The organism is Accumulibacter sp. (genome assembly GCF_023806565.1).
In the GTDB taxonomy this organism is placed as follows: Bacteria; Pseudomonadota; Gammaproteobacteria; order Burkholderiales; family Rhodocyclaceae; genus Accumulibacter.
Map to the genome: position 1 here is coordinate 16,583 of NZ_JAMTDV010000011.1, position 21,266 is coordinate 37,848.

General features: G+C 61.5%; 19 protein-coding genes, 1 pseudogene and 1 riboswitch. Of the genes and pseudogenes, 12 read left to right on the forward strand and 8 right to left on the reverse strand.

Translation table 11 applies throughout. The features are described from left to right. Window positions 1-44: 44 nt before the first annotated feature. Window positions 45-1,343 carry an MFS transporter gene (locus tag NFV80_RS00940; RefSeq protein ID WP_295325680.1) on the forward strand — a complete coding sequence of 433 codons (1,299 nt, stop codon included), beginning with the start codon at window positions 45-47 and terminating at the stop codon, window positions 1,341-1,343. 80 nt (window positions 1,344-1,423) lie between these two features. Here NFV80_RS00940 and NFV80_RS00945 read toward each other — a convergent pair whose 3' ends face one another. From NFV80_RS00945 to NFV80_RS00960, 4 genes are all read right to left on the reverse strand, one after another. Continuing rightward, the gene (locus NFV80_RS00945; RefSeq protein WP_295325682.1) at window positions 1,424-1,834 is read right to left on the reverse strand and encodes an OmpA family protein; all 411 of its coding nucleotides are present in this window, start codon (window positions 1,832-1,834) and stop codon (window positions 1,424-1,426) included. Between the two features lie 420 nt (window positions 1,835-2,254). Further along, complete coding sequence (tkt, locus tag NFV80_RS00950) at window positions 2,255-4,270, reverse strand: transketolase (protein ID WP_295325685.1); 2,016 nt, start codon at window positions 4,268-4,270, stop codon at window positions 2,255-2,257. Window positions 4,271-4,315: 45 nt separating this feature from the next. Then, window positions 4,316-5,191, reverse strand: a complete 876-nt coding sequence (locus tag NFV80_RS00955; protein ID WP_295325686.1) for a phosphoribulokinase — start codon at window positions 5,189-5,191, stop codon at window positions 4,316-4,318. Window positions 5,192-5,350: 159 nt separating this feature from the next. Beyond that, window positions 5,351-6,433, reverse strand: coding sequence for a class 1 fructose-bisphosphatase (locus NFV80_RS00960; RefSeq protein WP_295325689.1), 1,083 nt, complete (start codon window positions 6,431-6,433; stop codon window positions 5,351-5,353). Between the two features lie 114 nt (window positions 6,434-6,547). On the opposite strand from NFV80_RS00960, the gene NFV80_RS00965 reads away from it, so the two are divergent. After that, window positions 6,548-7,459 (forward strand): LysR substrate-binding domain-containing protein, encoded by a 912-nt coding sequence (locus tag NFV80_RS00965; RefSeq protein WP_295325692.1) that lies wholly within the window; start codon window positions 6,548-6,550, stop codon window positions 7,457-7,459. A 15-nt stretch (window positions 7,460-7,474) separates the two neighbouring features. Here NFV80_RS00965 and NFV80_RS00970 read toward each other — a convergent pair whose 3' ends face one another. The 3 genes from NFV80_RS00970 to NFV80_RS00980 all read right to left on the reverse strand — a co-directional run bounded on the left by NFV80_RS00970 (window position 7,475) and on the right by NFV80_RS00980 (window position 11,168). Then, entirely contained in the window at window positions 7,475-8,965 is a 1,491-nt protein-coding gene (locus NFV80_RS00970; RefSeq protein WP_296757534.1) for a sensor histidine kinase, read from the reverse strand. Next, window positions 8,934-9,614 (reverse strand): response regulator transcription factor, encoded by a 681-nt coding sequence (locus NFV80_RS00975; RefSeq protein WP_295325697.1) that lies wholly within the window; start codon window positions 9,612-9,614, stop codon window positions 8,934-8,936. The genes NFV80_RS00970 and NFV80_RS00975 overlap by 32 nt, the downstream gene beginning before the upstream one ends. 378 nt (window positions 9,615-9,992) lie before the next feature. Further along, window positions 9,993-11,168: a M20 aminoacylase family protein gene (locus NFV80_RS00980; RefSeq protein WP_296757538.1), complete on the reverse strand. Its 1,176-nt coding sequence runs from the start codon at window positions 11,166-11,168 to the stop codon at window positions 9,993-9,995. 83 nt (window positions 11,169-11,251) lie between these two features. Between NFV80_RS00980 and rapZ the strand changes: the two genes are divergently transcribed. The 9 genes from rapZ (at window position 11,252) to NFV80_RS01025 (ending at window position 18,285) form a co-directional block, all read left to right on the forward strand. Then, window positions 11,252-12,130: an RNase adapter RapZ gene (gene rapZ / locus NFV80_RS00985; RefSeq protein ID WP_295325745.1), complete on the forward strand. Its 879-nt coding sequence runs from the start codon at window positions 11,252-11,254 to the stop codon at window positions 12,128-12,130. Beyond that, entirely contained in the window at window positions 12,127-12,498 is a 372-nt protein-coding gene (locus NFV80_RS00990) for a NusG domain II-containing protein (RefSeq protein WP_295325702.1), read from the forward strand. Before rapZ ends, NFV80_RS00990 begins: the two co-directional genes overlap by 4 nt. Window positions 12,499-12,581: 83 nt before the next feature. Next, a riboswitch (S-adenosyl-L-homocysteine riboswitch) is annotated at window positions 12,582-12,654 on the forward strand. A gap of 105 nt (window positions 12,655-12,759) precedes the next feature. After that, a complete protein-coding gene (gene ahcY / locus NFV80_RS00995) occupies window positions 12,760-14,166 on the forward strand; it encodes an adenosylhomocysteinase (protein WP_295325705.1) in 1,407 nt (468 codons plus the stop codon). 23 nt (window positions 14,167-14,189) lie between these two features. Beyond that, complete coding sequence (locus NFV80_RS01000; protein WP_295325708.1) at window positions 14,190-14,543, forward strand: phage holin family protein; 354 nt, start codon at window positions 14,190-14,192, stop codon at window positions 14,541-14,543. Between the two features lie 7 nt (window positions 14,544-14,550). After that, window positions 14,551-15,390, forward strand: a complete 840-nt coding sequence (metF, locus tag NFV80_RS01005; protein WP_295325711.1) for a methylenetetrahydrofolate reductase [NAD(P)H] — start codon at window positions 14,551-14,553, stop codon at window positions 15,388-15,390. Between the two features lie 109 nt (window positions 15,391-15,499). Next, window positions 15,500-15,778, forward strand: coding sequence for a DnaJ domain-containing protein (locus NFV80_RS01010; protein WP_295325713.1), 279 nt, complete (start codon window positions 15,500-15,502; stop codon window positions 15,776-15,778). After that, window positions 15,775-16,308, forward strand: coding sequence for a hypothetical protein (locus NFV80_RS01015; protein ID WP_295325716.1), 534 nt, complete (start codon window positions 15,775-15,777; stop codon window positions 16,306-16,308). Before NFV80_RS01010 ends, NFV80_RS01015 begins: the two co-directional genes overlap by 4 nt. Continuing rightward, window positions 16,308-17,033 (forward strand): hypothetical protein, encoded by a 726-nt coding sequence (locus NFV80_RS01020; RefSeq protein WP_295325719.1) that lies wholly within the window; start codon window positions 16,308-16,310, stop codon window positions 17,031-17,033. Before NFV80_RS01015 ends, NFV80_RS01020 begins: the two co-directional genes overlap by 1 nt. 49 nt (window positions 17,034-17,082) lie before the next feature. Then, window positions 17,083-18,285, forward strand: coding sequence for a hypothetical protein (locus NFV80_RS01025; RefSeq protein ID WP_295325721.1), 1,203 nt, complete (start codon window positions 17,083-17,085; stop codon window positions 18,283-18,285). A 69-nt stretch (window positions 18,286-18,354) separates the two neighbouring features. On the opposite strand, the gene fabI is transcribed toward NFV80_RS01025, so the two are convergent. Further along, a complete protein-coding gene (fabI, locus tag NFV80_RS01030; RefSeq protein WP_295325724.1) occupies window positions 18,355-19,185 on the reverse strand; it encodes an enoyl-ACP reductase FabI in 831 nt (276 codons plus the stop codon). Between the two features lie 527 nt (window positions 19,186-19,712). Between fabI and NFV80_RS01035 the strand changes: the two are divergent. Next, window positions 19,713-21,266, forward strand: a pseudogene (locus NFV80_RS01035) (DUF3141 domain-containing protein); the annotation flags it as partial.

The window sequence follows — 21,266 nt, forward strand, 5'->3', positions numbered from 1 at the left end:
TGTGAGCCATGCTTGCCCGGGCTGTCCGCGTCCGCGACGTCGCAATGAGCGAGCTGACGCGGCACCATTACCGTCGGCGCACGATGGCGCTGGCGGTCGTGGTTGCTGCCTACGTCCTGTCATTTTTCCAGCGCTTTGCGCCGGCTGGAATTGCCCAGGATCTCATCACTGCGTTCCACACCACCGCTTCGTCGCTGGGCGTGCTCGCGGCGACCTACTTTTACGTCTATACGGTAATGCAGGTGCCGACGGGTGTTCTCGTCGACACGCTCGGGCCGCGCCTGATTCTGCTCCTCGGCGGACTCGTCGGTGGTTGTGGAAGCCTGCTGTTCGGCACGGCGCCCAGCTTCGAACTGGCCATTCTGGGAAGGACGCTGATCGGGCTGGGGGTTTCGGTGACTTTCATCGCCATGCTCAAGATCATCGCCCTTTCTTTCGATGAGCGGCGTTTCGCCAGTCTGGTTGGGGTCAGCATGCTGGTTGGCAACCTGGGGTCGGTGCTGGCCGGTGCGCCTCTCTCGTGGCTGGCGCAGGTCACTGGCTGGCGAGCGGTGTTTCTCGGCCTGGCAGGACTCTCGGTGTTGCTTGGCCTGGCCTGCTGGCGCTTGCTGCGCAGCGATGTCGACATGCCGGGAACCGCCTCGGCGGTCGTTCCCGGTCGGCCGCGCTTCGACCGCACGGTAGTGCTTTCCGGTCTGCTGTCGGTGCTCAGGAACCGGGACACCTGGCCGGGGGTCTGCGTCAACTTCGGCATCAGCGGCAGCTTCTTCGCTTTTGCCGGTCTCTGGGCGACGCCTTTCCTCACCCAGGTGCATGGCATGTCGCGTGCGATCGCGGCCAACCATGTCAGTCTTTACTTTGCCGGTTTCGCGCTCGGATGTGTGTCTGTCGGCACGCTTTCCGATCGTCTCGGCCGGCGTAAACCGGTGCTGATCTTGAGCAGCCACCTGTACGTGGCGATCTGGCTGGTCTGGCTGCTTGCAGGCACTTTGCCCCTGAGCGTGAGTTACTCGCTGTTTGCACTCATGGGGCTGACCACCGCCGGCTTCACGCTGACCTGGGCCTGTGCCAAGGAGCTCAATCCCCCGCTGCTTTCCGGTATGTCGACCAGCGTGACCAACATGGGTGGTTTTCTCGCCGGGGCCATTCTGCAACCACTGGTTGGCTGGGTGATGGACCGGACTTGGCAGGGGGGACTGACGGCGAACGGAGCGCGCCTATATACGTCAGACGACTTCCACGCCGGCCTGTTGCTGCTTGCCGGGACGGCAGCCTTTGGGGCGCTGTTCGCCTGGGGAATCCGCGAAACTCATTGTCGCAACGTTTGGCGGCAAGCCGGTTGAGGGCGAACACGCGCGTGCCGATCAACTGGCTGGACGCATCATCTGCGTAGCGGCGCAAGGTCGATCGATCGCGCCATCGCTCAGCGCCACTCATAAACCAGTTCCACTCGTCGCATGGTTCGACGACAGGTTTCACTGTCGCATTTCACTTTGTTGCTTTGTTCGCTGCCGATCGGCAGCCGGCGAATCTGATTTCTCGGCACTCCCAGCGAGCGCAGCCGGTCGCTCACCACCTCCGTGCGCTTGTCGGCGACGGCCAGGTTGTAGGCCGTGCTACCGAGGTTGTCGGTGTGTCCCACGAGTACCACCACCAGTTGCGGATCCTCTTTCAGTTTCTGGGCGTTCTGGCGCAGAATCTCTGCCCCTTCGTTGTCGATCGTCGCACCGTCAAACGGGAAATAGACTGTTCTCCTTGCTGCATCATCGGCAAACGGCGTCGGCTTCGCGTTCCCCTGGCGCGCGCCATACGCGGGTTGCCGCGCGGCCTGCACTTGCGGTGCCTTTGCCTTTCCCGAATCGTCCGCGGCAGGTGGCTTGTCGACGGAGGCGCAGGCCGCGAGAAGGAGCACAAGGGTCAGCGAGCCATGGATTGGCGAACGAGGGAGCAGCATGGGCGATGCACCGTCAGGTCGAGACGCGAAGAAGTAGTGTAGTGAACAGGAGTGTAGCAATGATTCTCGATCGGCAGGGTGATTCAGGAATGGACAAGCGGGCGCAAGCGGTGGCGATGATGATCTGCTGTATCAGTTCGGACAGTCGCTGCCTGTTGCCCGATCAGCGACCTCCGACCTGGCGCCAAGCTGCCGCCTGGCGCAAGCGCGCGCCGGGCCGCTCCGCTATCGGTGGCCGGTAGTACTCCTGGCAACCCCGCCAAGTCCGCCGGTGAATGTCTGCCAGTGCCGGTGGACGATTTAGGCGATGCCGACCAGACGGCGCGCTTGCCCAACGATACTTGCAACGTTGATGCCGAAGTATGCGTACAGTTCCGCAGCCGGCGCGGATTCACCAAAACGGTCGATGCCGATCACCGCGCCATTTGGCCCGACGTATTTCCGCCAGAGGTCCGGGTGCCCTGCCTCGACGGCGAGCGTCGGGATCGTTGGCGGCAGCACTTCCTGGCGGTAGGAGACTGGCTGGAGATCGAACCGTCGCGTACAAGGCATGGCGACGACTCGTGCCGCAATGCCCTCCTGCCCCAGCATCGCTTGCGCCTCGACGAGAAGTGCGACTTCGGAGCCGGTACCGATCAGCACGACCCCCGGCGTTCGCCCCTCCGCTTCGCGCAATATGTACGCGCCGCGCGCGATGTTGGCAGTCTGCTCGGCGCTCCGTGCCAGGGCAGGCAGACTTTGACGGGAGAGCAACAGACAGGATGGGCCGTCGCGCCGTTCCAGCGCAGTGGTCCATGCCACAGCCGTTTCCACTGCATCGGCCGGGCGCCAGACGTCGAGACCCGGGATCAGCCGCAGGGAAGCGGCATGCTCGATCGGTTGATGTGTCGGGCCGTCTTCGCCGAGGCCGATCGAATCGTGAGAATAGATCATGAGCTGCCGCTGTTTCATCAAAGACGCCATGCGAATTGCGTTGCGCGCATAATCGGAGAAGACTAGGAAGGTCGCGGTGTACGGAATGAAACCTCCGTGCAGGGCGATGCCGTTGGCAATCGCGGTCATGCCGAATTCGCGTACCCCATAGTTGACGTAATTTCCGCCGGCCTCCCGGTTGGCGGGACGGGTCCCGCTCCAGTTGGTGAGGTTCGATCCGGTCAGATCGGCCGAGCCGCCGAGCAACTCGGGCAATATGGGGGCAATGGCTTCGATCACGTTTTGCGAAGCCTTGCGCGTCGCCACGGCGCTGGTCTGCTTCCCGAAGACTTCCATCAAGGCGGCAACGTGATCCTGCCAGTCGCTTGGCAGGTCTCCCCGCATGCGGCGATCGAAGTCATCCGCCAGCTCCGGGTAGCGATTGCGATAGGCGGCGAAATTCGCGTCCCATGCGTATTCGGCAGCTTCTCCTCTGGTGCGCGCGTCCCAACCGGCACGCACGTCGTCGGGGATTTCGAAGGCGGCAAACGGCCATTCGAGTTGGCGACGCGTGTTGACGATCTCGTCGCTGCCAAGTGGCGCACCGTGCACGTCGTGCGTGCCGCCCTTGTTCGGCGATCCAAAACCGATCATCGTCTTGCAACAGATCAGCGTGGGCCGGCCGGTAGCCGTTCTGGCGAGGCGTATGGCGGCCTCGATCGAATCGACGTCGTGGCCGTCGCAATGTGCCACCACGCGCCAGCCATAGGCCTCGAATCGTTTGGGCGTATCGTCGGCAAACCAGGGTTGCACATGGCCGTCGATTGAAATGTCATTGTCGTCGTAGAAGACGATCAGCTTGGACAGTGACAAGCGGCCGGCCAACGAGCATGCCTCGTGGGAAATGCCCTCCATCAGGCAACCGTCGCCAACGAAGGCGTAAGTGTAGTGGTCGACGATCTTGTGTCCGGGGCGATTGAAGGTCTCGGCAAGCAGCCGTTCGGCGAGCGCCATGCCGACTGCGTTGGCGAGGCCCTGACCCAGCGGCCCGGTGGTCGTCTCGATGCCGGGAGTCATGCCGAATTCGGGGTGTCCGGGAGTTTTCGAATGCAGTTGCCGGAAGCGCTTCAATTCCTCGGTGGGCAGATCGTAGCCGCAAAGATGCAGCAACGCGTAGATCAGCATCGATCCATGGCCGTTGGAGAGAACGAAGCGGTCCCGGTCGGCCCACCGCGGATTGGCAGGATTGTGTTTGAGATGGCGACGCCAGAGGACTTCGGCGATGTCCGCCATTCCCATCGGCATGCCGGGGTGCCCCGAGTTTGCCGCCTGCACGGCGTCTATGGCGAGAAAGCGCAGCGCGTTGGCGCAACGACGGCGGAATTTGCGGGATTCGGTGGGCACGAAAGTCTCCTTGGGTGGGGCGCGGGAATGGGTCGGGGCGACGTCTCAGCGCGAACGCCGCTTCTTGTCCATCAACTGCAGGATCATCGGCGTGAAAATGATTTGCATGGCCAGGCCCATCTTGCCGCCGGGGCAGACGATGATGTTCGGTCGCGACATGAACGAGTCATGCAACATGCTCAGCAGATAGGCGAAATCGATCCCTTTCGGTTTGGCAAAGCGGATCACCAGCATGCTTTCGTCCTGCGACGGAATATCCTGGGCGATGAATGGATTCGAAGTGTCGACCGTCGGTACCCGCTGAAAATTGACGTGCGTCTGGGAGAATTGCGGGCAGATGTAGTGGACGTAATCAGGCATCCTGCGCAGGATGGTGTCCATCACCGCCTCGGTCGAATAACCGCGCTGCGCCTTGTCGCGATGCAGCTTCTGAATCCATTCCAGGTTGATGATCGGCACCACGCCAATGCACAGATCGACGTGCCGGGCGATATTGATGGTATCGGTCTTCACGGCTCCGTGCAGACCTTCGTAGAACAGCAGGTCGGTGTCCGACGGCAGATCCACCCACTCGGTGAAGGTGCCCGGCGGTGATCCGTATGACTTGGCTTCGGCGTCGTCGTGCACATAGTGGCGACATCTGCCGCGGCCGGTTTCGCCGTACTGCCGGAACAGTTCTTCCAACTCGCTCAGCAGATTGGCCTCCGGGCCAAAATGACTGAAATGGTTGTCGCCGGCGAGACTTCGTTCGGCCATCGTTGCACGCATCTCGGCACGGTCGTAGCGATGGAAGCTGTCGCCCTCGATGATCGCAGCGTTGAGTTTTTCGCGCCGAAAGATGTGCTGGAAGGCGCGCGTCACCGAGGTCGTGCCGGCGCCGGAGGATCCGGTGATCGCAATGACTGGGTTCTTGATCGACATGGAGTGCGGTCTCCGTAGGTTGGGAAAAATTTTCGCTCTGTTTCGCTGCTCGGAAACCGTCAAGGGATTTGCGGTCGAATCGTGGCCTTGCTCAGCCTCTCACTGGACGGTCCTGCGAAGCTTTCGGTGCTACCGTTGGGCGGCCGGCTGCACAAGGGTTCAGTCATCCCTGAACAATGTACGCGTCGAAAAGAGGGGCGATCTGAATGGCTGGTCATCGCCGCTTTCGTGTTCGCGGTGATAGCGCTCAATGCGCTCGACCTCGTCCCGCGAACCGAGAATGACCGGCACGCGCTGGTGCAGACTGGTTGGCTGCACGTCGGTGATGCGTTCACTGCCGGTCGAGGCCAGACCCCCCGCCTGACCGACGATCATCGCCATCGGATTGGCTTCGTACATCAGGCGCAGGCGCCCAGGTCTGGACATGTCCTTGCTGTCGCGCGGATACAGAAATACGCCGCCTCGCATCAGGATACGGTGAACTTCGGCGACCATCGACGCCACCCAGCGCATGTTGAAATCCTTGCCGCGAATACCGGTCTTGCCTGCCAGGCATTCGGAGACGTAGCGCTGAACGGGCGGTTCCCAAAAGCGCTCGTTGGACGCGTTGATCGCAAACTCGCGAGTGTCCGGGGCAATGAGCAGATGGGGATGCGTCAGCAGGAACTCGCCGATGTCACGATCGAGCGTGAAGCCGTACACACCGCTGCCGACGGTCAGCACCAACATCGTCGACGGTCCGTACAGCGCATAACCGGCGGCGACCTGCCGATTTCCGGGTTGCAGAAAGTCAGCGGTACTGGGTCCGTCGGCACTACAATTCTCCGGACAGCGCAGCACCGAAAAGATGCTGCCCACCGAAAGGTTGACATCGATGTTCGATGAACCGTCGAGCGGGTCGAAGAGCAGCAGATACCTGCCACGAGGATGCTCGGAGGGAATTCGATAGATGTCTTCCATCTCCTCCGAAGCCATTGCGGCAAGATGTCCACCCCACTCGCAGTGGTGGAGGAAGGCTTCGTTGGCCAGCACGTCGAGTTTCTTCTGGGCTTCTCCCTGGACGTTCTCGCTACCCTCGTCGCCCAACACGCCGGCCAGCGAGCCGCGAGATACACCCTGGGCGATCGCTTTGCACGAGCGAACCACGTCGCTGATGAGCATGGAAAAATCACCGACCAATGCCGGATTTCGGCGCTGTTCCTCGATCAGAAACTTGTTAACGTTGGTACGTCCGCATAGCATGGCGATACTCCAGGAGAAACCTCTTGTCGATCGGGAGATTGCCCAGATTCTAGCCGCATGATACAAAAACGCTAGTTAAACATATTGTTTGTATAGTTTAATAAAAAATTATCGATGAGAAACGCCACAATTCGCCAACTCCAGATTTTTTCGGTTGCTGCCAGCCACCTTTCGTTCGCCCGCGCCGCAGAGAACCTGCATCTGACACATGCGGCGATCTCGCTGCAGATCAAGCAACTGGAGGATGTCAGCGGTACGCTGCTGTTCGAACGAATCGGGAAGCGGGTCTTCCTGACCGAGGCCGGCGAGATACTGCTCAATCACACGCGCCAGATCCTGCAGTCACTGAAGGAAGCAGACGAGGCGCTGCTGGCACTGAAGGGATTGAAGGGCGGGCGCATCGCAGTCGCCGTCGCGAGCACGGCAGAGTATTTTGCTCCCGGCTTGCTGGCGCAGTTCCGCAAGACGCAGGCCGACCTGCGCATACGCCTGCTGATCGACAATCGCGACACGGTCAGTCGCCTGCTTTCCGGCAACGAAGTCGACCTGGCGATCATGGGTCGACCGCCGGCACAGCTCGACGCGGTGGCAGTGGCCTTCGCCCCGAACCCGCTGGTAATCGTCGCCAATTCCGATCATCCCTTGAGCAGGATGGCGAGTGTCGCCATCGAGGATCTTGCAGGCGAAACGCTGATCGTGCGTGAGCCCGGATCGGGGACTCGTCTGGCGATGGAAGAGTTCTTCGATGAGCGCTCGATCAAGGCGCGCATCGGAATGGAAATGGGCAGCAATGAAGCGATCAAGCAGGCGGTGATCGCCGGGCTGGGCATCAGTTTCCTGTCGCAGCACACGCTCGGCCTGGAACTGAGAGCCGGGCGGCTGACCATTCTGAAAGTGGAAGGTACCCCGGTGATGCGTCGCTGGCACATCGTTCGCCACAAGAGCAAGCACTTGACTCCAGCCTTGTCCGCCTTCTGGGATTTCGTTCTCGAATTCGCTCCGGGCTATCTGAGAACGCTCGTCTGAGATGCCGCCCGGCAATCAGGCGAAGCCGGTCTGCACAGGTTCCGGCACCAGAATCCGCGGTGGTCGTCGGTAAACAGGAAAGACGATTCTAGCGACACAGCCGGGGGGGCTTCCTTCCGGGGCGTCGCGGGTCTTCGGCCGGAGGCTGGCGTCGGCCTGATGCAGTTCAGCGATCTCGCGGACGATCGCCAACCCAAGGCCGCTGCCCTCGCCGTCCGTGCCCTCGGCGCGATAGAAGCGGTCGAAAACCTTTAGTGACTCTTCGTCCGAGATGCCCGGCCCGCTGTCCTCGATTTCGAGCAGGGCAAAATCGCCCTGCGCAATTACCCGCGCGGTTACTCGGCCATCCGTCGGTGTGTAGCGCAGGGCGTTGTCGAGCAGGTTGTTGATCATCTCGCGCAGCAAAAAGGCGTTACCCAGGATGGCAACGTGATCTTCAGCTTCGTAACCCAGATCGATACGCTTTTCGAGGGCCTGGACGACCCAGGTTTCCACCACTTCGCGCAACAATTGATCGAGATCGATGGCGACCAGCGGCTGCTGCGAGTGCCCGCTCGCTTCGGCACGCGCTAGCGCCAGCAGTTGATCGACGAGGCGTGAAGCGCGGTCGGCGCCGATCAGGATCTGCCCGAGGGCGTGCCGGAGCTCTGCCGGATCAGTTTCGCGCATTGCCAGTTGTGCCTGGGTCTTCAGGCCGGTTAGCGGGGTACGCATCTGGTGTGCGGCATCGGCGATGAAACGTCGTTGTGCGGTGACGTTTTGCTGCATTCTTGCCAGCATCGCATTGAATGCTTCCGTCAACGGCCGCAACTCTTCCGGAACGCGACGTAGCGCGATCGGAGACAGATCGGCTTCGCGACGAGCCTCGATCCGGTCGCGCAAGCGGGTAAGTGGGCGAAGTCCCTGTGACAACCCGAACCAGACTAGGATGACCGCAAGCGGAATGATCACGAATTGCGGCAGAATCACGCTGGCGATGATCTTGTTTGCCAGTTGAGAGCGTTTCTCGGTCGTTTCGCCGACTTCGATCAGGACACCGCTGGCGGGTTGCGCGTCGGCGTCGAACAGATACAGGTAGGCGACGCGGAGCGTTTGGCCACGGTACTCGTCGTCGCGGAAATGCACTTCGCTGTGCTCTTCCTTCAACCATGCTGCGGGATTCCTGGGCGCCGGCAACTCGCTGTCGCCGACAATCAGTCGGCCGTTCCGATCCAGCAGGTGAAAATACACATTGTCGATTTCGTCCGAGCGCAGAAAGACCTGCGCCAATCCGGGCAGCGCCAGTTGCGGCCGACCTTCCACGAAGGTGATCTGGCGAGAAATCGCGGTCACATGCTCGCGCAGGGACTGATCGTAGGGAAAGCTCGCCACGCTGTTCGCAAAATAATGGGTGAAGGCGATGCTGATCGGCCAGACGAAAAGAAGCGGTGCCAGCATCCAGTCCAGAATCTCGCCAAACAGCGAACGCTGGAGGTCAGGATTTTCTCTCTTCCGCAGGTTTCTCAAGATAGTAGCCGAGCCCACGAACGGTGATGATGTTGACTCCGGTCGATTCGAGTTTCTTGCGCAGACGGTGGATATAGACTTCGATCGCGTTGTGGCTGACCTCCTCGCCCCAACCGCAAAGGTGATCGACCAATTGGTCCTTGCTGACCAGTCGCTTGGCGCGCGACAGGAGGATTTCGAGCAGGCCGAGCTCGCGCGCCGAAAGTTCGAGCATGTCGCCATTCACCAGCGCGCACCGGTCGGTCTGATCGAAGGTCAGCGATCCGCACTGGATCGTCCGCGAAGTGCCCGACGAGCGGCGGCTGAGCGCGCGTACGCGTGCTTCGAGTTCGGCGAGCTCGAACGGTTTGGCCATGTAGTCGTCGGCGCCGAGATCGAGTCCCTTGACGCGATCGTCGATGCCGTCGAGAGCCGTCAGGATCAGTACTGGCGTTGTCGAGTTGCGCGCCCGCAGGCGGCGCAGCACGTCCAGTCCCGCGAGTCTGGGCAGTCCGAGGTCGAGGATCAGCAGATCGTAACTATTGGTCAACAGCGCCGTATCGGCATCCACACCGTTGTACGCGCAGTCGATCGCGTAGCCGCCCTGGCGCAACGATCGGCAGAGGCCATCGGCAATGATGCGGTCGTCTTCGGCGAGGAGGATTCGCATGACTGGCGGCGTCTCCCTAGGCGCGCGTAAGTTGTCTGTAAGTCCCTGCTCTTAATCTATACACGCTGTTCTCCTTTTCATGGTCCTGGGAGTTCCGGTCAGAACCGGAACTCGGGGAGCGCCTGAATACTGCACCAGGTGCTCCCCGCCATTTTTTGGGAACACAAAACCACCGCGCTACCGATCGGTCGCCGGGCACGCTAGCGAGCAGTCCACCTTGCGAGTGTAACATGCTCGGCGTCGCCCTTTGTTCATGCGTCGAGTTGATGGCCGTGCCGACGGCCTTTCCCGTGACACACTTGCGGACTTCCCCGGTTGATGACTGGTTGGCAGAGGGCCAGCCATCGGACGGCCCTGGGCCGACCGTAACCCGCAGCGTCAGCGCTCGCCGCGCAGAACGGTTTGCACCAGCTTGACCCAGTAGCGGATGCCGAGCGAGAGGATTTCGTCGTTGAAATCGTAGTGTGGATTATGCAGGGTGCAGCCACCGTTGCCGGGGCCGTTGCCCAACCATACATAGCAGCCCGGTTTTTCGCGCAGCATGTACGCGAAATCCTCGGCTCCCATCGATGGCAACTCGTTTCCGCGTACGCGATCGACTCCGAGCAATTCGCTTGCCACGCGCCGACAGACCTCGGTTTCCGCCTCGCTGTTCACGGTTGGCGGATAGCGATGATCGAAGTGCACCGTGATCTCCGCCGCAAATGTCCTGGCGATTCCCGAGCACAGTCGCTCGATGGCCTGTTCGACCAAATCCTGCGTTACCGTCGTAAAAGTGCGAATCGTGCCGCGCACGACCGCATCATCCGGAATGACGTTCCACGCTTCGCCACCGTGGATCTGGGTGACGCTGACCACTGCCGATTCGCAAGGATGCAAGTTGCGGGCAACGACCGTCTGCAGGGCCAGCACCAACTGACTGGTGGCGACCAGCGTATCGACGCCCTGATGAGGCATTGCCGCATGGCAGCCCTGTCCGCGCACCGCAATCTCGAAGCTGCACGTGCCGGCCATCATCGGTCCCGCCATTACCGCCATTTCGCCCACAGGGATGCCGGGCCAGTTGTGCAGGCCGAACACCGCGTCCATCGGGAACCTTGCGAAAAGGCCGTCACGGATCATTACCTCGGCACCACCCTCGGATTCCTCGGCCGGCTGAAAAATGAAATGGACGGTGCCGTCGAAATCCAGTTCATGCTGGTGTTCCGCGACGTAGCGCGCCGCGCCGAGCAGCATTGCCGTGTGGCCGTCATGACCGCAGGCATGCATTCGCCCCTCGTTGCGCGAACGGTGAGGAAAGACGTTCTTCTCGTGCAGCGGCAGCGCATCCATGTCTGCGCGCAGGCCGATGGCGCGGCTACTGCTGCCCTGCCGCACGCTGCCGACGACGCCGGTGCCGGCGATCCCGCAATGGACCTGCAAACCGTAGCTCGTCAACTCGCGTGCGACCAGTGCGGCAGTGCGCTGTTCATGGAACGCAAGCTCCGGATGCGCGTGGATATCACGCCGAAGCCGCGCAAGCTCGCCGAGAAAGGGGAGTTCGAGAGGTGTCATGAGCACTATCCGATCCAGTGGAGTACGCAGTTTATTCCAGAGTGGCTTGCTGCTGGAGACAGCCATCCGGTATGCTTCGCGTCATGCATCTCGTTCTCATCAGCGGTCTCTCCGGCTCTGGCAAATCGATTGCCCTCAAGGTGCTTGAGGATGCCAATTATTATTGCGTCGACAACCTGCCATCGCAGTTGTTGCAGCCGCTCGTCGGGCAACTGGAGTTGCAAGGCTACGACAAGGTCGGAGTGGTCATCGATATCCGCGGCGGGGATAGTGTTGCGATGTTGCCATTGCAACTGGACGCCCTGCGCGCCAACGAGTTGAGCCTGCAGTTCCTGTTTCTCGACGCGCAGGATGCGACCTTGATCAAACGCTATTCGGAGACCCGGCGCCGGCATCCGTTAGCCAGTGATCGTATGACCTTGACCGAAGCAATTGCCGAGGAGCGGGTTCGTCTGGCGGAGTTGGTCGCTCTTGGACACCACATCGACACCAGTGGAGTCAAGGCCAACGCCTTGCGTGAGTGGGTGCGCGAGTTTGTCACCCTCGACGAATCCGCAGACCCGTGTCAGGGCCTGACGCTGCTCTTCGAGTCGTTCGGCTTCAAGAACGGCATACCGCTCGACGCCGATCTCGTTTTTGACGTCCGCTGTCTGCCCAATCCGCATTACGATTTGAACCTGCGGCCGCTGACCGGTCGTGACGCACCGGTGATCTCCTTCCTCGAGGCGGAACCCGAGGTGCTGCGCATGCGCAACGACATCGCTCGCTTCATTCGTACCTGGCTTCCTTCCTACGTCCAGGACAGCCGCAACTACCTGACCGTTGCCATCGGCTGCACCGGTGGGCAGCATCGCTCGGTCTACTTTGCCGAGTGGTTGCGGCGCGAATTTTCTGACTGCGCACGCGTGCTGGTGCGTCACCGCGAGTTGCGCTCGCCAATGGCCATCGGCGGAAATCCGTGAAGCTCTGGGCCGGGCTGCTGAAGCCCGGCGACTGGCTGCTGGTGCTGCTCGGCCTGGCGCTCTGTGTGTTCTCGTTCCCGCTGGCCTGGCGGGTGGGGGTGGCGGAAAAGGCCATCGTCCGGCGTGGTGGCGAGGTGTTTTCCGAGCTCGATCTGGCCCACAATCGCCGCATCGAGGTTCCGGGTCCGCTTGGCATCACGAGCATCGTGGTCGACAGGCGACGGGTACGAGTCGCTGCCGACCCGGGTCCGCGCCAGTACTGTGTGCGACAGGGCTGGCTGACGCGTCCCGGCGAGATCGCCGTGTGTGCTCCCAACCAGGTCACCGTCGAAATCCGGGGCGGCGCCTACGATTCTCTGTCGTACTGATCCGTATCAGGGCGACTTTCTGCCGTCCTGGGCAGACGAGTGCGCTCGCCCGCCTTCGCCAAGCCAGTATATAATGCAGTTTTCGATCCGAGGAGCGCTGCAGGGCTGTCGTTCGACAGTTTCAGGCTCGGATTTTTCAAACGGCGCTCATCCAACCAACCGGTGCCGGGCATGGAAGAAGGGTGGGCGTGGGCTGCGATCTGGCAGCCAGCGCGTACTACAGCTTTCCGCTCTCGGTCACTGCTTTCAAGGAGCCTTACCGTGTCGGATGCTGTTACCCAAGACCATGTAATCGCTGACCTCGGTCTCGCCGACTGGGGTCGCCGGGAAATCCGTATCGCCGAAACCGAGATGCCGGGCCTCATGGCGATTCGTGAAGAGTTCGCCGCCGCCAAACCGCTGCGTGGCGCGCGCATCACCGGTTCCTTGCACATGACGATCCAGACTGCCGTGCTGATCGAGACCCTGGTGGCTCTCGGTGCCGAGGTGCGCTGGGCATCGTGCAACATCTTCTCGACCCAGGACCACGCGGCTGCGGCCATCGTTGCTTCGGGCGTCTCGGTATTCGCGGTGAAGGGGGAATCTCTGGCCGACTACTGGGATTACACACACCGTATTTTCGAATGGCCGGATGCCGGTTACAGCAACATGATCCTCGACGATGGCGGCGACGCGACGCTGCTCCTGCACCTTGGCAGCAAGGCCGAAAGCGATCTCGCGGTACTGGCGAATCCGGCTTCAGAGGAGGAAGCGATCCTTTTCGCGGCGATCAGGGCCAAGCTCGCCAGCGATCCGACCTGGTACTCGCGGCGCCTGGCGGCGGTCAAGGGGGTGACCGAGGAAACCACGACGGGCGTCCATCGTCTCTACCAGATGCACGCCCGGGGCGAGCTCAGAATTCCGGCGATCAACGTGAATGATTCCGTGACCAAATCCAAGTTCGACAATCTCTACGGTTGCCGCGAATCGCTGGTCGATGGCATCAAGCGCGCCACCGACGTGATGATCGCCGGCAAGGTGGCGCTGATCGCCGGTTATGGCGACGTCGGCAAAGGGTCGGCACAGGCCATGCGCGCGCTCTCGGCGCAGGTCTGGGTTACCGAGATCGATCCGATCTGCGCCCTGCAAGCGGCGATGGAAGGTTTCCGGGTGGTCACCATGGACTATGCCGCGGACAAGGCCGACATCTTCGTCACCTGCACCGGCAACTACCATGTCATCACGCATGCGCACATGGAGCAGATGAAGGATCAGGCGATCGTCTGCAACATTGGCCATTTCGACAACGAAATCGACGTTGCGTCGATCGAGGGCTATGCCTGGGAGGAGATCAAGCCGCAGGTCGATCACGTGATCTTCCCGGATGGCAAGCGCATCATCCTGCTGGCCAAGGGTCGCCTGGTCAACCTCGGTTGCGGTACCGGCCATCCGTCGTACGTCATGAGTTCGTCGTTCGCCAATCAGACGATCGCCCAGATCGAGCTGTTTACGCGCAACGCCGAATATCCGATCGGCGTGTACACGCTGCCCAAACACCTCGACGAGAAGGTCGCCCGTCTGCAGCTCAAGAAGCTCAATGCCCAGCTTTCCGAATTGACCGAGGAGCAGGCGGCGTACATCGGCGTGGCGAAGGAAGGTCCGTACAAGTCGGACAACTATCGCTACTGACGCTTACATCGACAGGGAAAGCCATGCGTCTGATCCTGCTCTGGCTGCTCAATGCGCTGGCGCTGCTTGCCGTAGCCTATCTGATGCCGTCGATCCGGGTGGCTTCCTTTGGCTCCGCCATGATCGCCGCGCTGGTACTCGGGCTGATCAATGCCGTCTTGCGCCCCCTGTTGGTGGTGCTCACCCTGCCGGCGACGCTGCTGACGCTGGGGCTCTTCCTGTTCGTGATCAACGGCCTGATGTTCTGGCTGGCTGGTTCGATGCTGGAAGGCTTTCACGTCGGCGGCTTCTGGTCGGGGGTGTTTGGTGCCGTCCTTTACAGCATTTTTTCGTCGGTCCTTTCCTCCCTATTGCCTGCCGGCAGGGACACGAGATGAGTGAGTCATGACGCCGAGACCCGGTACCTTCAGCCTCGAGCTCTTTCCCCCGCAGACGCCCGAAGGGGCGGAGAAGCTGCGCGTGGCGCGTGCCCAGATGGCGCTGCTCGCACCCCGTTTCTTCTCGGTCACTTTTGGCGCAGGCGGTTCGACGCGTGATCGTACGCTCGCTACCGTTCTCGAAATCCAGCGCGAAGGCCATCAGGCGGCGCCCCACCTGTCGTGTATCGGTTCGACGCGCGAGAGCATTCGCAGTATCCTCGAACAGTATCGTGCGCATGGCATCCGCCACGTCGTCGCGCTGCGCGGTGATCTGCCATCGGGCATGGCGAGGCCGGGCACCTTTCGCTATGCCAACGAACTCGTCGAGTTCATCCGGGCGGAAACGGGCTGCTGGTTCCATATCGAGGTCGCCGCTTATCCCGAATATCATCCGCAGGCGAGAAGCCCGCTCGACGATCTCCTGGCTTTCAAGCGCAAGCTCGACGCCGGTGCCGATTCCGCGATCACCCAGTATTTCTACAATTTCGACGCCTACGCGCACTTCATCGACGAGTGCCAGGCGATTGGCATCACGGCACCGATCGTCCCCGGCATCATGCCGATTTCCAGCTACAGCAGCCTGGCCCGCTTTTCCGACAACTGCGGCGCGGAGATCCCGCGCTGGATCCGGAAGAGATTGGAATCCTATGGCGACGATGCGGCGTCGATCCGTGCGTTCGGCCTTGACGTCGTTACCGAACTCTGCGAAAAATTGCTCGCCAGTGGTGCGCCGGGCCTGCACTTCTATACGCTCAACCAGGTGGCGTTGACCAGCACTCTGTGGCAGCGGTTGCGTCTCTCCTAGGGGTCGCCATTCCGCGGCAGCGGATTTCGCCGTCCCGGTCGCACTTCGCCATGCGAAGCCAGGCGGTTTCTGCTTGCCGTTGGTGACACCAGATACTCGATAAGGACGCATGAAGGATTATTACGCCATACTCGGCATCGCCAGCGACGCTTCAGGCGACGCGGTGCGCGCCTCTTATCGCAGGAAAGCCGGACAGCTTCACCCTGACCGGAATACCGATCCGACAGCGACCGACAAGTTTCGGGACGTCCAGGAAGCCTACGAAACGCTATCCGATCCCGACCTGCGGCATGCTTACGATGAAAATCGACGGCGCAATCTTCTCGAGAAGCCTCTGGAAACGGCGCGGGAAATCTGGAAGAGTTATATGGAAGGAGTCCTGGAATGAGGTTGTCGCCCTACTTCGCGGAGCTGAAATCTGCCTACGAGGCGGAACTCGAAGATCTGATGACGGATTCGGCCGGTCATGATGTCCTCGCCAAGCGACTGAAGGCGAAGCGCGGGCAGCTTCCCCAACTTCTGCCCATGCTCGAGTGCAACCCGGAAATGGTCGCGGTCGCCTTCCATGGCGGCATGCGTTTCGCCAGCCCGGAAGTGATGCGCGATCTTGCCCTGCTGGAACCGGAGGACCTGCCGCCCTGGTCAGCGTTGCTGGGGTCGATATCGCTCGAGTCCTGGGCCGCGGATCTGGCCAGGATCGTCCTGGAGAATCCGAATGGCGAGCAGTTCCTGGTGGTGACCGCCTGCCTCGAGTTCCTGCAGGGCCGTTTCGACGGACTGCCGGCGGCGAGCGGCAGGCAGTCCGTCGACCAGGACTTTGACGAGGCGGAGGACGACTTCGACCTCGATGAGGCAGGTGCCGAGTGGCTTGCAGAGCAGGGCTTCGACCGCAGGGATCAATTCTCCGGGGATCATTGATGAGTCACCCAGTCCTTGTCAAAGCGGAAAAGCTGATCCGTGTTGGCGACATCGTCGGCGCTGAAGCAGCCCTGGCCTCGATCGTCGACAGCGATGGCGACGGCGCCCTGATGGTCGCCCTTGACGACCTGGCGGCGAAGGATTTGCTGGCGGTGCTGCGAGACTTCGATTCGTCGAAGGAATCGGTGGTCAATCTGCTGGTTTCCCCGGAGCAGTTTGCCCGGGCGATTGTTCTTGAACGGCGCTACGGCGATCAGAGTCACGAGCGGCTGCACGGCATGATCAATTCGGTCATATTTCGCCCCGATGGCGATCCGGACGAGTTTCTGGAGGCGATCGGTGAAGTCGAGGGGGGCTGCGATGTGCTTGCCGACTATCTTTGCGAGCGCAGCGAAAACATCGAGCATTTCTTTCGGACGGGAAGTTTCGATTTCTTTGCCGACGCCGACGCCGACGACGCGTACGACGACATGAGCGACGAGGAACGCCTGGACGCGCTCTCCGATCCCGGCGCCAATCGCGCGATCCTCAGTCACAGCGAGGTCAATGACCACGACTGGATGGAACTGGCGTGGACGCTTCGCTATCATTCCCCGGAGATTTTCCGTGACGTTTTGCTGATTCTGCGTGCGCGCGCACAAGCCGGGGAAGCCGCTGGCGCAGCAGTCGAGGTTCCGATGGCCGAGCGGCCGCCCGCCGAGCCGGAGGAAGAATCCGCGCTGTAACCGGCCGACCGGTACCCGCTAGCTTCCCCATGGAAGGATCGCTTCACGCATGCAGCACAGCAGTCAGCAAGTCGCAGTTTTCGACGACCGCCCCTTTTTCGAACGGGCGCTAGCGCATGGAGTGCGCACCGGCATCATTGACCAGAGCAGACTCGACAGCATTCTGAACGAAGCGGCGAAGGGGATGGTGCAGATTGCCGAGTTCTTCGGGACGCAGTACCTGCGGCCAAATATCGAGGAGGCGCGCGTACGGATCGTCAATCTCGTCAGCCTGTTCCTGGAGCAGCACAGCGGAGGCGATCTCGAAGTGGCGGCGCACTCGCTGCGCGACAGCACCTTTCTTTCCCACTCGCGTGGCGGTTCCGAAATGATCAAGAGACTCTGGGCGATGCCCGAGGACGCATCGTACGGGATCCTCGTCCGACAGTCGCAAAAGGAGTTCCTGGCCGAGTGGTCGATGCGCCGCAGCCTGGCCGAATATCAGCGGACGTTCGAGCAACGGCTGGACTATCAGTTGGCGATTTCGGCAGGGCTTTGGTTTGCCGAAAACCTCGGCATGCCGGCATCGGCCGTGTCGACGGTTGCCGTCGAGTCGATCATTCGCACCGCCATCCTCGTCCATATGAGCGGCACCGGCCACGCCGCGGTACCCAATGCCGCCGGTTTGATCGCACTGATCGAGAGAATCAGAAGGAAGGGCGTGCCAGCCAAGGGCAGAAAACAGCTCACGGCAGTATTCAAGGACTTGCCCGCAGCCTATCTGGCGGTTGCCCGGCGGGAACTGGAACGGGTGGAAAAGGAGGATCTGCCGCGAATTCTTGATGTCTCCGAGCCAATCCACCGACTGATCCGGGAACTCGAGCCGCTGTATTTCCTGCGCGATTTCGGTCCGGAGGACGCGAGTCTGTTCGACGCTGCGGTCTCGGAAGATTGGCAGAAAATCACTGGTGGCAAGACCGATGACAATTCCTTGCTGACGATCTTCATCTGCCTCGCGGCTGGCGTGCCGGCCAGGACTGCACTCGGCAAAGCAGCCGCTCGTGCGCTGATTCGCAAGATTCGGGACGAGGGCTTCCAGCGGCAGTCGGTCCTTGGCTTCATCCGGGCGTGCGCGCCTTACGAAATGCAGGATGACCTGGAAGCGCTATGGCGAGACTTCCTTGCCGACGCCGAAGAAGTGCTGCGCGACACGAGCGACGGCACACTCAGCGAGGCGATTGCCTTCCTGAGCGAAAACTGCGTCGTCGTGTAATCACCGTACGCTCGCACCGAATCGGCGTTTCCTGCTGGATTCGAAGCACCGGGAGAGGACTGCTCGGGACTACCCCATGATGTTGTAGCCGCCGTCCATGTAGAGCACTTCGCCGGTGACGATCGTGGCGAAATCGCAGGCCAGTGCTGCTGTCGCCAGGCCCACCTGTTCGGCCGTCACGAGCTTCCCAGTCGGAGCTTTCTCTTTCGTCTTGGCCAGGAGTTCGTCGAAACGATCGATTCCCGATGCGGCGCGGGTCATCACCGGTCCCGGCGAAATGACGTTGACGCGAATTCCTTTCGGTCCCAACTCTGCGGCCAGGTACCTGGCCGCAGATTCCAGCGCTGCCTTAGCCGGTCCCATGATACCGTAATGCGGTACGACCTTTTCGCCACCAAAGTAGCTCATCGTGAAAATGCTGCCACCGTCCTTTTCCATTAGCGGCTCGGCCAAATGCGCAACGCGCAGCAGCGAGTGTACCGACACGTCCATCGCCATCAGGAAACCGTCACGCGAACAGTCGGTCATCCGGCCGTGCAGGTCTTCCATCGGAGCAAAGGCAATCGAGTGCAGGACGACATGCAGCTTGCCCCATTGCCGCCAGATGGTCTCGAAGACCGCCTCCAACTGGCCCGGCTCACGCACGTCGCACGGCAGGTAAAGCTCGTCGTCGACGCCGAGCGCCTGCGCAAGCTGACCGGTGTAGCGCTTCGTCTTGTCATTGAGGTAGGTGATCGAGAGCTCTGCGCCAAAGGCGCGGAAAGCGCGAGCGCAGCCATAGGCGATCGAGTCCTTGTTGGCGATGCCGATGACCAGAGCCTTACGGCCGGCGAGTGGCTGGGGAGGAATCCCGATTGGCTGCAACGTCGGGTCGTCGGAAGCGATCAGTGGCTCAACCATGGCAATCTCCTGCCGATGCGCGGGATCTGGTGCCCGCCGCGAAAGCGGGCTGCTGCTGCGGGAGGTGTGTCGACGGCCTTATGGCGCCTGGTCCCGAGGCAACCCGATGCCGGCACGAGCATGTCGAGCGAGTATGGCGGGCCTGCCAGGCGCCGTCAAGCCGGGCTTGGCGCCACCAGAGGCTCGGGTCGGATCGAATCGTCGGCAAAGGCGCCAACACCGCGAACAGCACGTGGGGCTGCGCGATTGGCAGGGGGTCGAATGATTGTGGATTCCCCTTTTCGCAAGCAGCTTACCCAGAAGGAGATGCGCATCATGCCCGATTTGCCCAGCTCCTCCGCGGCGATCCCGTCGTCCGCGAACACGACGTCGAGCGGTAAGTCGTTCACCGATCCGTTTTCCGAGTACCTGCTGGATGCCACGCAGCGCACGATTCTTTTCTGGGACGTGCTGCGCCAGCGCAGCAATCAGTACTACGAGCATCGGGCAATGCAGGTGCCGCATGTACTCGCTACGATGCCGAACTGGTGTTCGACGGTCGAACTTTCGCGCGACCGGCCAACCATCTGCTCGTTCGCATCCAGCCCCCGGACGGGGTCAGCATGGATCGCAGGAAGCGGCCGTTCGTGGTGGTCGATCCGCGCGCCGGGCGCGGCGCCGGCATCGGCGGCTTCAAGGCCGACAGCGAACTGGGGGTGGCCATGCGTGCGGGACATCCCTGCTACTTTGTCGGATTCACCCCAGAGCCAATGCCCGGACAAACGATCGGGGACATCATGCGCGCGGAAGCGGTGTTCCTGGAAAAGGTCATCGAACTGCACCCCGATGCCGACGGAAAACCGTGCGTGATCGGCAACTGTCAGGGCGGCTGGGCGGTCATGATCCTCGCCGCGGTACGACCGGAGCTTTTCGGGCCAATCATCGTTCCCGGGGCGCCGCTGTCCTATTGGGCGGGAGTCAGAGGCAAGAATCCGATGCGTTACAACGCCGGATTGTCCGGCGGCAGCTGGCTCACGGCGCTGACCGGTGATCTCGGAGCAGGCAAGTTCGACGGCGCCGGTCTGGTCAGCAATTTCGAAAATCTCGATCCGGCCAACACCTGTTGGAGCAAGAACTACAACATCTGGTCGAAGATCGATACGGATGCCGAGCGATTCCTCGAATTCGAGGAGTGGTGGGGAGGGCATGTAAACCTCAATGCCGAGGAAATGCAGTGGATCGTCGATCAACTGTTCATTGGCAATCGTCTGGCGACCGCCGAGATCACGACCAGCGATGGCGTCCGGATCGACTTGCGCAATATCCGTTCGCCGATCGTCTGTTTCTGCTCGGAGGGAGACAACATCACGCCGCCACAGCAGGCGCTCGGCTGGATCGTCGATCTCTACGAGAATGACCAGGACCTTCTGGCCAGCCGACTAACCATCGTCTATACCGTTCATGAAAGTGTTGGACGCCTCGGCATTTTCGTTTCCGGTGCGATCGCCCGCAAGGAACACCAGGACTTCGCCTCGAACATCGACCTCATCGATGTCCTGCCTCCCAGACTGTATGAGGGCGTGCTGACTCCCAAGACGGCGGATGCGGCCAACAGGGAACTCGTCGGGGGCGACTGGATTGCCGTTTCGAGCACCGGAAACTGTCCGATCTGCGACAGATCGTCCAGCCCAATCAAGACGACGAGCGTCGTTTTTCGGCCGTGCGTCGGCTGTCCGAGATCAATCTCGGGTGCTGCCGCACGCTGTTTCAGCCTTTCGTCCGCGCCTTCGCCAACGAGCAGTTCGCGAACTGGCAGCACCAGATGCAGCCGAGCGAACTCCCGTTCGAGCTGTTCTCCGACCGCAACCCGCTGATGCAGCAGGTGGCAAGACTTGCCGAGAGCGTTCGCGAGCAGCGCCGGCCCGCTTCGCCTGACAACCCGTGGATGAAGTTTCAGGAAGCAGTTTCCGCACAGCTCGTCGCCGCTCTCGACGGGTGGCGTGACCCCCGGGGTCAGACCGTCGAGCAGATTTTCCTCACGACCTACGGCAATCCCTTCGTACAGGCGCTTCTCGGCCTCGGCGCGGCGGACGACGGTCCGC

Coding starts and splice junctions, on each gene's coding strand:
- NFV80_RS01000 (WP_295325708.1), top strand. CDS start 14,190: ATGCGTCTGATCCTGCTCTGGCTGCTCAATGCGCTGGCGCTGCTTGCC.
- fabI (WP_295325724.1), bottom strand. CDS start 19,185: ATGGTTGAGCCACTGATCGCTTCCGACGACCCGACGTTGCAGCCAATC.
- NFV80_RS00955 (WP_295325686.1), bottom strand. CDS start 5,191: ATGTCGATCAAGAACCCAGTCATTGCGATCACCGGATCCTCCGGCGCC.
- NFV80_RS00975 (WP_295325697.1), bottom strand. CDS start 9,614: ATGCGAATCCTCCTCGCCGAAGACGACCGCATCATTGCCGATGGCCTC.
- NFV80_RS01025 (WP_295325721.1), top strand. CDS start 17,083: ATGCAGCACAGCAGTCAGCAAGTCGCAGTTTTCGACGACCGCCCCTTT.
- NFV80_RS00965 (WP_295325692.1), top strand. CDS start 6,548: ATGAGAAACGCCACAATTCGCCAACTCCAGATTTTTTCGGTTGCTGCC.
- NFV80_RS01020 (WP_295325719.1), top strand. CDS start 16,308: ATGAGTCACCCAGTCCTTGTCAAAGCGGAAAAGCTGATCCGTGTTGGC.
- NFV80_RS00960 (WP_295325689.1), bottom strand. CDS start 6,433: ATGCTATGCGGACGTACCAACGTTAACAAGTTTCTGATCGAGGAACAG.
- NFV80_RS01015 (WP_295325716.1), top strand. CDS start 15,775: ATGAGGTTGTCGCCCTACTTCGCGGAGCTGAAATCTGCCTACGAGGCG.
- metF (WP_295325711.1), top strand. CDS start 14,551: ATGACGCCGAGACCCGGTACCTTCAGCCTCGAGCTCTTTCCCCCGCAG.
- rapZ (WP_295325745.1), top strand. CDS start 11,252: ATGCATCTCGTTCTCATCAGCGGTCTCTCCGGCTCTGGCAAATCGATT.
- NFV80_RS01010 (WP_295325713.1), top strand. CDS start 15,500: ATGAAGGATTATTACGCCATACTCGGCATCGCCAGCGACGCTTCAGGC.
- NFV80_RS00980 (WP_296757538.1), bottom strand. CDS start 11,168: ATGACACCTCTCGAACTCCCCTTTCTCGGCGAGCTTGCGCGGCTTCGG.
- NFV80_RS00940 (WP_295325680.1), top strand. CDS start 45: ATGAGCGAGCTGACGCGGCACCATTACCGTCGGCGCACGATGGCGCTG.